Annotated in this window: 16 protein-coding genes; 5 read left to right on the forward strand and 11 right to left on the reverse strand. The window is 59.3% G+C overall.

Annotated features, from left to right (window positions below; genetic code table 11):
* The first annotated feature begins 85 nt into the window (after positions 1-85).
* Complete coding sequence (locus BUB72_RS10150; RefSeq protein ID WP_073143529.1) at positions 86-730, forward strand: sulfotransferase family 2 domain-containing protein; 645 nt, start codon at positions 86-88, stop codon at positions 728-730.
* Between the two features lie 113 nt (positions 731-843).
* Positions 844-1458: a Hint domain-containing protein gene (locus tag BUB72_RS10155; RefSeq protein WP_073143532.1), complete on the forward strand. Its 615-nt coding sequence runs from the start codon at positions 844-846 to the stop codon at positions 1456-1458.
* A gap of 105 nt (positions 1459-1563) precedes the next feature.
* On the opposite strand, the gene BUB72_RS10160 is transcribed toward BUB72_RS10155, so the two are convergent.
* The 9 genes from BUB72_RS10160 to BUB72_RS10200 all read right to left on the reverse strand — a co-directional run bounded on the left by BUB72_RS10160 (position 1564) and on the right by BUB72_RS10200 (position 9745).
* The gene (locus tag BUB72_RS10160) at positions 1564-3753 is read right to left on the reverse strand and encodes a 3-hydroxyacyl-CoA dehydrogenase NAD-binding domain-containing protein (RefSeq protein ID WP_073143534.1); all 2190 of its coding nucleotides are present in this window, start codon (positions 3751-3753) and stop codon (positions 1564-1566) included.
* 11 nt (positions 3754-3764) lie between these two features.
* Positions 3765-4976, reverse strand: coding sequence for an acetyl-CoA C-acetyltransferase (locus BUB72_RS10165; RefSeq protein ID WP_073143536.1), 1212 nt, complete (start codon positions 4974-4976; stop codon positions 3765-3767).
* Positions 4969-5307: a hypothetical protein gene (locus tag BUB72_RS10170; protein ID WP_073143538.1), complete on the reverse strand. Its 339-nt coding sequence runs from the start codon at positions 5305-5307 to the stop codon at positions 4969-4971. Before BUB72_RS10170 ends, BUB72_RS10165 begins: the two co-directional genes overlap by 8 nt.
* Positions 5308-5325: 18 nt before the next feature.
* A complete protein-coding gene (yidD, locus tag BUB72_RS10175; protein ID WP_073143541.1) occupies positions 5326-5811 on the reverse strand; it encodes a membrane protein insertion efficiency factor YidD in 486 nt (161 codons plus the stop codon).
* 73 nt (positions 5812-5884) lie between these two features.
* Positions 5885-6511 carry a glutathione S-transferase family protein gene (locus BUB72_RS10180; protein ID WP_073143543.1) on the reverse strand — a complete coding sequence of 209 codons (627 nt, stop codon included), beginning with the start codon at positions 6509-6511 and terminating at the stop codon, positions 5885-5887.
* An 83-nt stretch (positions 6512-6594) separates the two neighbouring features.
* Entirely contained in the window at positions 6595-6807 is a 213-nt protein-coding gene (locus BUB72_RS10185) for a hypothetical protein (protein ID WP_073143546.1), read from the reverse strand.
* Positions 6808-6854: 47 nt separating this feature from the next.
* On the reverse strand, positions 6855-8633 hold the full coding sequence (locus BUB72_RS10190; RefSeq protein ID WP_073143549.1) for an acyl-CoA dehydrogenase C-terminal domain-containing protein: 1779 nt from the start codon (positions 8631-8633) through the stop codon (positions 6855-6857).
* Positions 8634-8664: 31 nt separating this feature from the next.
* Positions 8665-9066 carry a MerR family transcriptional regulator gene (locus tag BUB72_RS10195; RefSeq protein WP_073143551.1) on the reverse strand — a complete coding sequence of 134 codons (402 nt, stop codon included), beginning with the start codon at positions 9064-9066 and terminating at the stop codon, positions 8665-8667.
* A 307-nt stretch (positions 9067-9373) separates the two neighbouring features.
* Positions 9374-9745: a MerR family transcriptional regulator gene (locus tag BUB72_RS10200; protein WP_073143553.1), complete on the reverse strand. Its 372-nt coding sequence runs from the start codon at positions 9743-9745 to the stop codon at positions 9374-9376.
* 150 nt (positions 9746-9895) lie between these two features.
* On the opposite strand from BUB72_RS10200, the gene BUB72_RS10205 reads away from it, so the two are divergent.
* The 3 genes from BUB72_RS10205 to BUB72_RS10215 are packed head-to-tail and all read left to right on the forward strand — an operon-like array spanning position 9896 to position 12128.
* Positions 9896-10333, forward strand: coding sequence for a PaaI family thioesterase (locus BUB72_RS10205; RefSeq protein WP_073143741.1), 438 nt, complete (start codon positions 9896-9898; stop codon positions 10331-10333).
* 3 nt (positions 10334-10336) lie between these two features.
* A complete protein-coding gene (locus BUB72_RS10210; protein ID WP_073143556.1) occupies positions 10337-10828 on the forward strand; it encodes a PaaI family thioesterase in 492 nt (163 codons plus the stop codon).
* Positions 10821-12128 (forward strand): MATE family efflux transporter, encoded by a 1308-nt coding sequence (locus tag BUB72_RS10215; protein ID WP_073143558.1) that lies wholly within the window; start codon positions 10821-10823, stop codon positions 12126-12128. The genes BUB72_RS10210 and BUB72_RS10215 overlap by 8 nt, the downstream gene beginning before the upstream one ends.
* Here BUB72_RS10215 and BUB72_RS10220 read toward each other — a convergent pair.
* On the reverse strand, positions 12125-13183 hold the full coding sequence (locus BUB72_RS10220; RefSeq protein WP_073143561.1) for a quinone-dependent dihydroorotate dehydrogenase: 1059 nt from the start codon (positions 13181-13183) through the stop codon (positions 12125-12127). The two genes, BUB72_RS10215 and BUB72_RS10220, sit on opposite strands and share 4 nt — an antisense overlap.
* Positions 13180-13515, reverse strand: coding sequence for a DUF952 domain-containing protein (locus BUB72_RS10225; protein ID WP_073143563.1), 336 nt, complete (start codon positions 13513-13515; stop codon positions 13180-13182). Before BUB72_RS10225 ends, BUB72_RS10220 begins: the two co-directional genes overlap by 4 nt.
* Positions 13516-13547 lie beyond the last annotated feature (32 nt).

Here is a 13547-nt window from a genome sequence, read left to right on the forward strand (position 1 = left end):
AAGGGCAAGAGTGCCGAAGCCGATTGCACTTGGGAAGAAGAATGCTGCGCGGTAAGGTAAATTGTATGACAATTGATTGGGCCGCATGATCATTTCACCCGGACGAAACTACATTTTCGTGCACATCCCGAAGACAGGCGGCACGTCAATGGCACTGGCTTTGGAGGCAAAGGCCAAGGCAGATGACATCATGCTGGGCGCCACGCCCAAAGCGTTAAAGCGGCGGCGGCGGTTGAAGGATGTGCAAGCCGCCGGGCGGCTTTGGAAACACGCGACCTTGCGCGATATTGTCGGATTGGTGCCGGAAAACTGGATCGAGGCGGCAAACGTGTTCACCATGGTGCGCAACCCGTGGGATCGCGTCGTAAGCTACTACCACTGGTTGCGAACACAGACGTTCGACCATCCGGCGGTGCGCTTGGCGAAGGAGTTGGACTTCAGCCCGTTCCTGAACCATCCGCAAACCGTCGCGTCGCTGCGGGCCTCGCCTTACAGCGCCTATGTCACGACCGCCAAGGGGGATGAACACTGCGCGTTATTTGTTCGCCTGGAGCATCTCGACGAAGACTTGCCAAAGCTGGAAACGTTGATTGGCTGCAAGCTTGGTGCGTTCCCGCATGATAACCGTTCAGAGCGCGGGGCGTATAAAGAGGCCTATAGCTCCGCCGACCGTAATTTGATGACCGAGATCGCCGCGCCGGACATCGCGCGCTTCAACTATCGGTTCTGACTGTTCCCAATTCGGACACAATTCGCCCCAAAATGACCTTTTTGCGGTCCAACCGCTGACGTGAGCGGGGCGCATCTTCACCTCAATCAGAAATGAACTGACAGGTGTGGGACATGTTTTTCAAATCTAGCCGTAAGGCCTCCAAAGTAGAGCCATTGGTCCTCGCGACTGCCCCCAGTGCGGGCATTTTCGCAGGAACCAAAATCGCAACCCGCCATCGCTGGGCGCCTGTCGAAGAGCTTTCGGTCGGGGATAAGGTTCTGACCGCCGAAAACGGCGAACAGGTGATTGCCGATATCGAAGTTGCGACCCTGTCGCTGGCCTCGGCCAAGGCAAATGCAGGCCAATGGCCGCTGCTGGTGCCTGAGGGTGCAATTGGCAACGACCATGCGATGATGGTGTCTCCGGACACGCGCCTTGTCATCGAAGATGACGCCGCAGGTGTTTTGTTTGGCGAAGCCTGCGTGACCGTTCGGGCTGAAAACCTCATCGGCTACCGCGGCATTGCCCGCGCCCGTGTGAAGGGGGAGTTGACCCATGTCACGATCCGCTTCGAAGGGGCCGAGACTTTGGTTGTCGAAGGCGGTGTATTCATCGACCTGCCAGCACCAAACGGTGTGCTGCGTTTCACTCCGCTCAACGACCGCCAATCCCGCCTTCTGACGCGCAACATGGGCGAGAGCGACCGTAAAACCCGCGCCCGCCCAGTCGCCGCAGGCTGGATTTAATACGACTAAAAGTTTCTCTGAAACTTTGGATGCAATTGCTCTTGGAGAAATTGGTCCCGCTAAAGAAAAAAGCCCGGCACTAGGCCGGGCTTTCTCGTGTTCAGATCAGGCCGCTTTGGCCGGATCAAACCGCCCATAGAAGCTTTGGTTCTTCGCCGCCATGTCTTCCAGCAGATCAGGTGCTTTGAACCGCTCGCCGAATTTGTCAGCCAGCGCGTTGGTGGTTTCCGCCGCCCACGGCGTGCCGACCATGTCGAGCCATGACAGTGGCCCGCCGGACCAAGGCGCGAAGCCCCAGCCAAGGATCGCACCCACGTCACCCTCGCGGATGTCCATCAACACGTCTTCTTCGATGGCGCGCACAGCTTCCAGAACCTGCGCGAACAACAGGCGGTTTTGCACCTCGGTCAGATCAGGCTGGTCGTCAGCCACAGGGTATTTGGCTTCAAGGCCATCCCACAGCAACTGGCGTTTGCCTTTGGCATCATACTCGTAGAAGCCCGCGTTGGTTTTGCGGCCCAAGCGGCCTTCGTCGGCCATCCAGAACAGCAACTCGTCCACAGCGTCGTCATAGGCGTCGCCCATCGCGGCTTTGGTGGCCTTGGCGATCTTCACGCCCAAGTCGATAGAGGTCTCGTCCACCAGTTGCAGCGGCCCCAGCGGCATGCCGACCAGCTTCGCCGCGTTTTCGATCAAGGCAGGCTTCACGCCTTCTTTGACCATACGGATGCCCTCGTTGATGTAGGGGATGATGCAGCGGTTGGCGTAGAAGAACCGCGCATCATTGACCACGATTGGCGTTTTGCGGATCTGGCGTGTGAAGTCCAACGCCTTTGCCACCGCGCGGTCGCCCGTGCCTTTGCCTTTGATGATCTCGACCAGCATCATCTTCTCGACGGGCGAGAAGAAGTGGATGCCGATGAAATTCTCTGCACTTTCGGAGGCTTTCGCCAGCTCGGTGATCGGCAATGTAGAAGTGTTGGTCGCGAAGATGCAGTCGGGGCCAACCACGGCTTGCACCTTCTTGGTCACCTCGGCTTTGACGCCCACATCCTCAAACACAGCCTCCACGATCAAATCGCAGCCCTTGAGGGCGGCGTAATCGGTGGTCGCAGTGATAAGCGCCAGCGCGGCCTCTTTCTTCTCCGGCGTCGCTTTCTTGCGCGCGATACCCTTGTCCATGTAGTCAGCAGTGTAGGCCTTGCCCTTATCCGCCGACTCCTGTTTGGCGTCGATCAGCACCACCTCAATGCCTGCCATGGCAGACACCAGCGCAATGCCAGCCCCCATCATGCCCGCACCGATGATGCCGACCTTCTTGACCTTCTCGTCCGGCACATCAGGACGCACAGCACCTTTCTCCAGCGCTTCCTTGTTGATGAACAACGTGCGGATCATGTTGGCAGAGCTCGGGTTCATCAGCACATTGGTAAACCAGCGCGCCTCGATCTTAAGGGCGGTGTCGAACGGCACCATGGCACCTTCATAGACCGCAGACAGCAACGCCTTCGCGGCAGGGTAGACCCCTTTGGTGTTGCCGTTGACCATGGCAGATGCGCCAACAAAGGTCATGAAGCCCGCAGGGTGATACGGCGCACCGCCGGGCATTTTGTAGCCCTTTTCGTCCCATGGCTTCACGATGGATGGCGACGACAAAACCCACTCTTTTGCAGCCGATAGCAACTCGTCAGCAGGCACAACTTCGTGGACCAGACCAGCGGCCTTGGCCTTTTGCGGGTTCGACAGCTTGCCTTCCAGCAGGAACGGCGAGGCACCCATTGCACCCAGCATACGGGTCACACGGGTGGTGCCGCCCATGCCGGGGAAGATGCCGACCATGATTTCAGGAAGGCCAATCTTGGCCTTCGGATTGTCAGCCACAAAGATGCGGTGACACGCCAGCGGGATTTCAAACCCGATGCCAAGACCGGTGCCTTGCATGGCGCAAGCAATCGGTTTGCCGCCCTTGTTCTTATCGTCCATGCCGCCGCGCTCGATCTTGCGGAGCATCTGGTGCGTCGCCATCAAGCCGTCCATCAGGCCCTGCGCAGGATTGTCGCCTGCGCTTTCTTTCATCTTGGCGATGATGTTGAGGTCCATGCCGCCAGCAAAGCTGTCTGGCTTGCCGGACGTCAGGATAACGCCCTTGATGGCGTCATCTGCCAACGCCTCGTCAATCAGCGCGTCGAGGTCGAGAAACCCTTGCTGGTTCATCACGTTCATGGACTTGCCAACGGTGTCCCAGGTAATCGTTGCGACGCCGTCGGCGTCTGTTTTCAGTGTGAAGTCAGTCATATCCCTAATCCTCAAACGCGTTCGATGATGGTGGCGGCACCCATGCCGGAGGCGACGCAAAGCGTGGCTAGACCCACCTCTTTGTCGCTGCGTTCCAGCTCGTCCAGCAACGTGCCGATGATGATCGCTCCAGTGGCACCCAACGGGTGACCCATGGCAATTGAACCACCGTTCACATTCACCTTGGAGCTGTCCACGTCAAACGCCTGCATGAAGCGCAGTACCACGGAGGCGAACGCCTCGTTAACCTCGAACAGGTCGATGTCGGAGATGCTCATGCCCGATTGCTTCATGATATGCTCGGTCACCGGAACAGGGCCGGTCAACATGATGGTCGGGTCCGTGCCGATCTTGGCCGTCGCACGGATACGCGCTCGGGGCTTCAGCCCGTGTGCTTCACCGAACTCTTTCGAGCCGATCAGCACAGCAGCAGAGCCGTCCACGATACCCGACGAGTTCCCCGCGTGGTGGATGTGGTTGATCTTCTCCAGATGCGGGTACTTCATCAGCGCGACTTTGTCGAAGCCCGGCATCACTTCGCCCATGGCTTGGAACGCAGGGTTCAAGCCGCCAAGGCTCTGCATGTCGGTCTGGGGCCGCATGTATTCGTCATGGCTCAGGATTTCCAAACCGTTCTGGTCGCGGATCGTGATGATCGACTTGGCAAAACGATCGTCGTCCCAAGCCGCTTTGGCACGGCGCTGGCTTTCGACACCCAAAGCGTCGGCCTGCTCGCGGGTGAAGCCATACTCGGTTGCGATGATGTCCGCCGAGATGCCTTGCGGCACGAAATAGGTGTCCATGGCAATCGACGGATCCACAGCAATCGCCGCCCCGTCAGAGCCCATGGCCACGCGGCCCATCATCTCCACGCCGCCCGCGATGTAGCCATCGCCCGCGCCGCCTTTGATCTGGTTTGCTGCGATGTTCACGGCTTCCATGCCAGATGCGCAGAAACGGTTAATCGACAGACCAGGAATGCGCTGGTCCAATTCGGAGGCAAGAACAGCAGTCCGCGCAAGGCAGCCACCTTGCTCCATAACTTGGGTTGCGTTGCCCCAGATCACGTCTTCGACTGCGTGGCCCTCAAGGCCGTTGCGATCCTTGATGGCGTTCAGGATGTTTGCAGACAGACGCGCCGCGGTCACCTCGTGCAAGCTGCCGTCTTTGCGGCCCTTGCCGCGCGGGCTGCGCACGGCGTCATAGATATAGGCTTCAGCCATAGGGAATATCCTCCATTAGATTCAGGACCCCGATCCAGGCCAAAACGCTGCAAACCAGCGCCCCAACCCCGAACGGGAGTTTATACGAAGCCAAGGCACCAAGCCGTTGGCCGAATTTCTGAGTACGTAGCGCCAGCACGATGCCGCCTGCAATTGCGGGCAAAACCAGCCCCAACCCGTAAACGCCTGCCATCAGCAACATGCCAAAGGCGCACCATGCGGAAAACATCGCAGCGGCAGAGCCGAACTTGTCGAACGTGTCCTCTGCGCGGATCAGCGCAAGGGTGACGCCGCACAGGGCCATGCCAATTAGGAAGGCTGCAAGGATCATATCTGACCCTCCAAAGCACTAGCCGCAGGAGCAGCCCCCACAATCGCAGGACGCGCAGTCGCAGCCACCGAAACCAATATCCCCGTCACACGGGTTGACATCGCAACCTTTGCTGGCCGCGGCCTTGCTAGCACCCGCACGTCCGAAACAGCCAAACGGGGCAGAGCCGCACTCACAGGCACCGGCGCTACAGCAGTCGTATTTGTTGTACCATTTGTCGTCGCGGCGGCGGCGCTCCAGCTCGGCGCGTTCGTCTTCGTCCAGCGGTGCCTGATTGCAAACGCATGCTGCCTTGATGGCCAAATGGGCCGTGCGGCAGTCCCGAAAACGCTCTCGTATGGCTGGCAACGCTCGCCATAGCCCAAGATCGCGGATCGCATGTTTGGCGTAGCCGGAACAGCCCGTGCCGCCATGGCGCACCGAGTATGCACAGCGAAACCCTTTGCTCGGCGACAGATATTGCTGGTAGGCCCAGATGCCACCAAGGGCCATTTTGCTGAACATAACTTCTCCGTTTCTGGACGCGCATAATTGCGGTCAAGACGGCAGATATCCAGCAAAATGTTGACGCTTGTTGTCATGCAGGCAGCCCGCGTTGCATCAGGTCATACGGATGTTTCCAGCCCGGCACCTCGGAGATGCGGCTCAGCCAAGCGTCAATGTTGGACCAGTCGGCGCGGTTGAAGCCAAACGGCTCGTCGTAGAACAAATAACCACAGCACGACAGGTCGGCCACGGTCAGGCTGTCGCCTGCTACCCAGTCGCGTCCCGCCAGATGCGCGTCCAAAACGGCGTAAGCAGCTTTCAGGCGCCCCTGCATGAAGGCGATCACATCATGCGGACGCTTTTCTTCAGGCAGGAAATGCATCAGGAAGCGTGTCATGCCAGCCTGCGACGATAGCTTGTGGTTGTCCCACAGCACCCACCGCATGACTTCGTATTTGTCTGCCGCAGCACCACCCAGCTTGCCTGTCTGGTCGATCACATATTGTTGGATCACGCCCGATTGCGTCAGGGTCAGATCACCATTAACCAACACGGGAACTTCGCCCATAGGGTTGATCGCCTTGAACGCGTCAGTGCGGGCTTCGCCTTTGAAGAAGTCCACAAACACCTGCTCGTAGTCGAACCCGGCCAGCTCCATAGTCAGCGCCGCCTTATAGGCATTGCCGCTTTCGCCAAAGCAGTAAAGTTTCGCTGTCATCGCCGGATCTCCCTTAACCCTGTGATTTCATCTTGGCAGAAATATTCCCGCCGGAGGCATCCAACCTCGCAAACCGCGCGCCGTTACTTTTTCCGCGCCTCCAGCTCGGAATTGAAAATCCGCAGGCGATGGGTGAGATTGCTCTCATCCGTCACGCTGCTGAAATTCTCGAACAGAAACGACAGGGCCTCGCCTTCGTCCAATCCCGCCTCCGCGCTGAACTTCTTCAGCTTGCGCCATGCGTCTTCGGTCATGGCAAGGTTCACACGGCGGGTCAGTTTCAGGCGTTTGGGCATTGGCGTCTCCGAAAAAAGGGTAGGGCGGGGATTACCCCGCCGCCACCTTAGAAATTCGCCGCGTCGAGCGCCATAACCGTATCGGCCCCGCTCTCGATGCGGGCCAGATGCATACCTGTCGCGGGCAATTGGCGGGCCATGTAGTATTTGCCGGTTGCGATCTTGGTCTCGTAGAACGCGGTGTCAGACGCGCCGCCCTCCAGAGCGTCCATCGCGGCTTTGCCCATCTTCGCCCACATCAGGCCAAGGCAGACATGGCCGAACATGTGCATGAAGTCATACGAGCCAGCCAAGGCGTGGTTCGGGTTCTTCATACCGTTCTGCATGAAGTACATGCCCGCAGCTTGCAAATCCTTGGACGCGGCCTTCAGCGGCTCGAGGAAGGCTTTATCAAACTCTTCATTGCCACCATTGTCCTTGATGAAGCTTTTCACCAGATCAAAGAACGCCATCACATGCTTGCCGCCATCCTGCGCCAGCTTGCGGCCAACGAGATCAAGGGCTTGCACGCCATTGGCACCCTCGTAGATCATCGCAATACGGGCATCGCGGGCGAACTGGGACATGCCCCATTCCTCAATGTAGCCGTGCCCGCCATAGACTTGCTGCGCCGCAACTGCATATTCAAAACCCTTGTCGGTCTGGAAGCCTTTGATCACAGGTGTCAGCAGCGAGATCAGGCCGTCAGCCGCTTCGTCTCCGCCACGCACGTGGCGGTCGATCAGATGCGCACCCCAGAAGGTGAACGCGCGGGCCCCTTCCACAAACGACTTCTGGTCCATCAGGTTGCGGCGGATGTCAGGATGCACAATCAGCGGATCTGCTGGCCCGTCAGGGTTCTCCGCACCGGTCACAGCACGCCCTTGCAGACGGTCATTGGCGTAGATCACGGCATTTTCATAGGCGACGGCGGCTTGCGCGTAGCCTTGCAGGCCCACACCCATCCGTGCCTCGTTCATCATCGTGAACATGGCACGCATGCCTTTGTGCTCGGTCCCCAGCAGGTAGCCGGTGGCCTCGTCATAGTTCATCACGCAGGTGGAGTTGCCGTGGATGCCCATCTTTTCCTCAATGGAGCCGACGGAAACACCGTTGCGTGCACCGACCGAGTTATCGTCATTCACAAGAAACTTCGGCACGATAAACAGCGACACACCTTTGATGCCTTCCGGTCCGCCTTCGATCTTGGCCAGCACCAGATGGATGATGTTGTCAGCCATGTCATGCTCGCCCGCCGAGATGAAAATCTTCTGGCCGGTGATTTTGTAGCTTCCGTCGTCCTGCGGCGCTGCTTTGGTGCGCATCAGACCCAGATCGGTGCCGCAATGCGGCTCCGTCAGGTTCATGGTGCCGGTCCATTCGCAGCTGACCATTTTGGGCAAATACGTGGCTTTCTGCGCGTCCGTGCCATGCGCGTGGATCGCGGAATAGGCGCCGTGGGTCAGGCCCTGATACATGTTAAACGCCATGTTGGCCGAGACCATCATTTCGCCCACCGCGGTGCCCATAATATACGGCATGCCTTGGCCGCCATATTCAGGGTCGCAATCCAGCGCGGTCCAGCCGCCTTCTTTCATTTGCTCGAAGGCTTCTTTGAAACCTGTAGGGGTGCGAACCACCCCGTTTTCCAATACGCAGCCCTCTTTGTCGCCCACCACGTTCAGCGGCTGCAACACTTCGGACGAGATCTTGCCCGCCTCTTCCAGAATGGCGGAGGTGAAATCGGCCTCCAATTCGTCATATCCCGGGATGTCCTGTTCGGTCACTTTCAGGACGTCGTGCAGGACGAATTGCATGTCTTTTACTGGAGCGGTGTAGCTGGGCATGTGAGTCTCTCTGCGAAATTGAAAATCGGGGTTAGCTGTTGGCCGCCTTTGGCATATGAAGCGAGGCGATCATCTTTTCGCCCCAGTTCAACTGGGCGGTCAGGTCTTCAATGGCTTCGTTCAACTCGTCGCGCTGTTTGATCATGTCTGACAAACGCTTCTTGCCGATATCATATGTCAGGGCCAGCTGAGTCGCTTGCTGGTCGCCGATATTATAAAGGTCCAGAAGTTGACGGATTTCTTCAAGGGAAAATCCGAAACGCTTGCCGCGCAAGATCAGTTTCAGGCGGGCGCGGTCGCTTTTTGTGAAAAGGCGGCGTTGGCCCTCCCTTATAGGGAACAGCAGTTCTTTGGCTTCGTAGAAACGCAAGGTGCGGGGGGTAACCCCGTATGCATCGCACATTTCCCGAATGGTCATAGTATCCTCAGACATTTGGATGTCCTCCACTTTACAGTTTCGATGTGATGGACATGTTGAACGTGGGGCCACCTTACAAGCATTGTTGACGTTAACGTAAATGTAACGTGGCGTCAGAACTGCGTTGACGTAATGTCAGGAAAGGTAAGGCAGGTTTTCGCGCAACTTTCCGAAAACCAAAGCGCTTTGAAATGTGACGTGCAGACCTTAAAATTCCCCGTAAAGCCTATAGAAATAAGGGGAGCGGGCGCGTTCCATTCCCCGTAAATGCTCCCGAAACCGGCCAATTGCCACTCTATGCCCTGGTGTCGGGTGTCCGACACTAAAGTCCCTTGGCAACCTGATCGCGCAAAGCCTGCAACTCGGAAATCGCGTCCTCGATCTGCTGCCTGCGGTTCTGCAACTCTTCCATTTGCCGGTCGGCGAACGCGATCATGGCTTCCATCTGGGCGCGGTTTTGCGGGTCCGAGTTATACATATCCAGCCACTGGCGGATGTCTTCCAGCGAGAAGCCGAATTTCCGGCCCCGCATAATCAGCTTCATCCGGGCCACTTCGCGGGGGTGATAAAAACGCGAGCGCCCGTCGCGCTCGGGGCTCAGCAGTTCGATATACTCGTAATAGCGCAATGTGCGTGGCGTCACGTCAAACTTCGCGCACATTTCCTTAAAGGTGAGGCGATTGTCTGATGTCATCGAAGATACCCTGTCTCGTTTAACAAGCTGCGCAAATCACATCCTCGCATAGGTGCGTGCGCCAATCCAGTCGCTGATACGACGGAAAAATGATTAATGCGAACATCGCACGGCTTGGCCACGGCACAGAAAGCTGCCACAGATGACCGCATGATCACACAAAACGACCGCATCAAGCTTGCCCGCCAGTTCATCGAAGCAATCCCGCATTCCCGCGCCTTGGGGATGAGCCTAGAGCAAATCGGCGATGGCATTGCCATAATCTCTATGCCCTATGACGAACGCCTCGTCGGCAACCCCGCAACGGGCGTGATCCATGGCGGTGCGGTGTCCGCGTTGATGGATACCTGCGGCGGGGCGGCGGTGATGTCGCATGGCGACGCGCCGGTGGGAACGGCAACAATCGACCTGCGCATCGACTACATGCGCGCCGCGACGCCCGGCCAGCGCATCCGCGCACGGGCCGAGTGCTATCACGTCACGCGCTCGGTCGCCTTTGTGCGGGCAACGGCGCTGGATGACGATGACGATAACGCGGTGGCTTCGGCGACAGGCGCGTTCACCTTCCAGCGCGCGAAAGGAGCCTGAGCCATGCGGAAACCCGAACCCGTACAGGTCATCAAAACCCGCCGCGATGCCGCCTTGCGCGGTCTCGTCGAAAGCGTCCCATATATCCAGTATCTCGGTGTCCAGTTCGACCGTCGCGGCGACGAGCTCACCGCCGTGCTGCCCTACCGCGAAGACCTTATCGGCAACCCGATGCTGCCCGCGATCCACGGGGGCGTGACGGCGGCCTTTCTGGAAATCACTTCGATCATCGAGCTGACATGGTCGTCGCAATGGGCCGACATGGAGGAGGGCAAGCTGGCCGGCGATACCCTGCCGCCAATGCCCAAGACTATCGACTTCACCGTGGACTATCTGCGCACGGGCCTGCCGCGCGACGCCTATGCGCGGGCGCGGGTCAACCGTTCCGGCAGGCGCTACGCCTCGGTGCATGTGGAGGCATGGCAGGACAATCACGACCGTATATTCGCGCAGGCCACAGGGCATTTTCTGATGCCCACCCGCGACGATGGCTAACAGCCTGACTCACGGGCGCGTCCTCAAAATCGCCCTTCCCATCGTGATCTCCAACGCGACCGTGCCCATTTTGGGCGCGGTGGATACGGGCGTTGTCGGCCAGTTGGGTCTTGCGGCTCCTATCGGGGCTGTTGGCATTGGCGCCATCATCCTGTCTGGGTTCTACTGGCTCTTCGGCTTTTTGCGCATGGGCACGGCGGGTCTGACTGCGCAAGCACACGGGGCAGGGCAGACGGGCGAGGTTTCGGCCATGCTCTCGCGCTCCTTGATGATCGGCATCGCGGCAGGCCTTGCCATCATGGTATTGCAAATCCCGCTGTTCTGGGGCGCGTTCCAGCTGTCCCCTGCCAGTGCCGAGGTCGAGAGCCTCGCCCGTGACTACATGGGCATCCGCATCTTTTCCGCCCCCGCCGCCATTGCGCTTTTCGGCATCACCGGTTGGCTCATCGCGCTGGAGCGTACCCGCGCTGTGCTGGTTATGCAGCTTTGGATGAACGGGCTCAACATCGCGCTTGATCTCGTCTTCGTGCTGCAACTGGGCTGGGGCGTGGAGGGCGTGGCCTTCGCGACCTTCATTGCAGAATGGACGGGTCTGGGACTTGGCCTGTGGCTCTGCCGTGACGCGTTCCAAACCCCCGCGTGGAAAGACTGGCCCCGCGTGTTTGACCGCACCCGCCTGACCCGAATGGCATCGGTGAACACGGACATCATGCTGCGCTCCATCTTGCTGGAGGCGGCCTTTATCTCGTTTCTGTTCTTTGGCGCGGATTTTGGCGACGTCACGCTCGCCGCAAATCAGATCCTGCTGCAATTCCTGCACATCACCGCCTATGCGCTCGATGGTTTCGCCTTCGCTGCCGAGGCATTGGTGGGCCAAGCCTTGGGCGCACGCAACCGCCCCCGATTGCGCCGTAGTGCTTACCTAACGTCCTTCTGGGGCGTCATCGTCACGGCTTTTTTGGCGGTTTCCTTCGCGCTATTCGGCGCGCCCATTATCGACATCATGACCACCGCCCCCGAGGTGCAGGCCGAGGCGCGCGGCTACCTGATCTACATGATCATCGCCCCTGTGGTGGGCGTGGCGGCCTATATGCTGGACGGTATTTTCATCGGGGCCACACGCACCCGCGACATGCGCAACATGATGGCGATCTCCTTCGTGGTCTATTGCGCGGCGCTGGCGATCCTGATGCCCGCGTTCGGCAACCATGGCCTGTGGCTCAGCCTGCTGGTGCTGTTCGTCGCACGCGCAGTAACATTAAGCCTGCGTTATCCCGCGCTGGAGGCCGAGGCCGCTTAAAGCCAGTCGCCGCGCCCTATGCCAACCGCGTCCGCAACATGCGCGAAGCCGTCGCGTTCCAGCAATTGATCCAAGCCCTGCGCAATCTCGCCTGCCAAAGACAGCCCGCCATAGACCATGGCGGTATAAATTTGCACCGCCGACGCGCCCGCACGGATCTTGGCATAGGCTTGCTCGGCAGAGCCGACACCACCCACGCCGACCAACGGCATCGCACCGTCCAGCAACTCCGACAACTGCGCCAGAACGCGGGTGCTTTTCTCGAACACAGGCTGGCCTGACAGCCCGCCCGCCTCTACTTTGTGAGGCGACTTCAGCCCGTCACGCGACAAGGTCGTGTTGGTCGCGATGATCCCCGCAAGGCCCGTCTCAACGGCAACCTCGGCAATCTCCGCCAAAGCGTCGTCATCCAAATCAGGCGCGATCTTCAGGAACACCGGAATGGGGCTGCGCAGCTCGGACCGCGCCTCCATCACACCCGTCAGCAACGCCGACAGCGCCGCACGCCCTTGCAGATCGCGCAGCTTCTCGGTGTTGGGTGACGACACGTTGACCGTGGCGAAATCCACATGCGGCCCGCAGCGGCGCAGCACGGTGGCGAAGTCCTGCGCGCGGTCCTGACTGTCCTTGTTGGCCCCAAGGTTCAACCCCACAGGCACACCGACAACACGCGACGCAAGCCGCTCCGCGATCACATCCATGCCCTCGTTGTTGAAGCCGAAACGGTTGATCGCCGCTTGGTCCTCGGTCAACCGGAATAGACGCGGTTTGGGGTTGCCCGGTTGCGGGCGCGGGGTCGCAGCACCGACTTCCAGAAAGCCGAAACCAGCCTGCGCCAGCGGTCCGACCACTTCGGCGTTCTTGTCGAACCCTGCGGCCAAGCCAACGGGGTTCGCCAGTTCCAGTCCGGCCAGTGTCGTGCGCAAGCGGGGCGAGGAGATCGGCCCTTGGCCAAACCCAAGGCCCAACTTCAAGGATTGCACGGCCAAGCCATGCGCCCGCTCGGGGTCTACGCAATGCATACCCGCAAGGGCAATCCGTTCTAAAACCTTCATGCCATGCCCTCTGGGAACACATGCGTGGTGCCAGTCCATGGCAGCGCCGCGTGGCCGGAAACCTCGGACAACGACCAGTCGCGATACAAATGCGGGAACTCGGCCCCGCCTCGCGACACTTCCCATTTCAACGCGGCGTCAGCGGGGGCCTCCCCCCACACCAGCCACAAATCCTTCTGTCCCGCAAAGTGCTTGGCAGCGGTCTCTTGCGCCTGTTGGGCGGTCGAGAAATGAATGTAGCCGTCCGTCAGGTCAATCGGCGCGCCGGTAAAGCGGCCTTTCCTCTGAAATTCGGACCACGCATCGGCAGTCATGATCTTGTAAATAAGCATGCGGTTCACATGCCTGCTGCCCAAGTTCTGGT

The sequence above is a fragment of the Litoreibacter ascidiaceicola genome (assembly GCF_900129235.1).
In the GTDB taxonomy this organism is placed as follows: Bacteria; Pseudomonadota; Alphaproteobacteria; order Rhodobacterales; family Rhodobacteraceae; genus Litoreibacter; species Litoreibacter ascidiaceicola.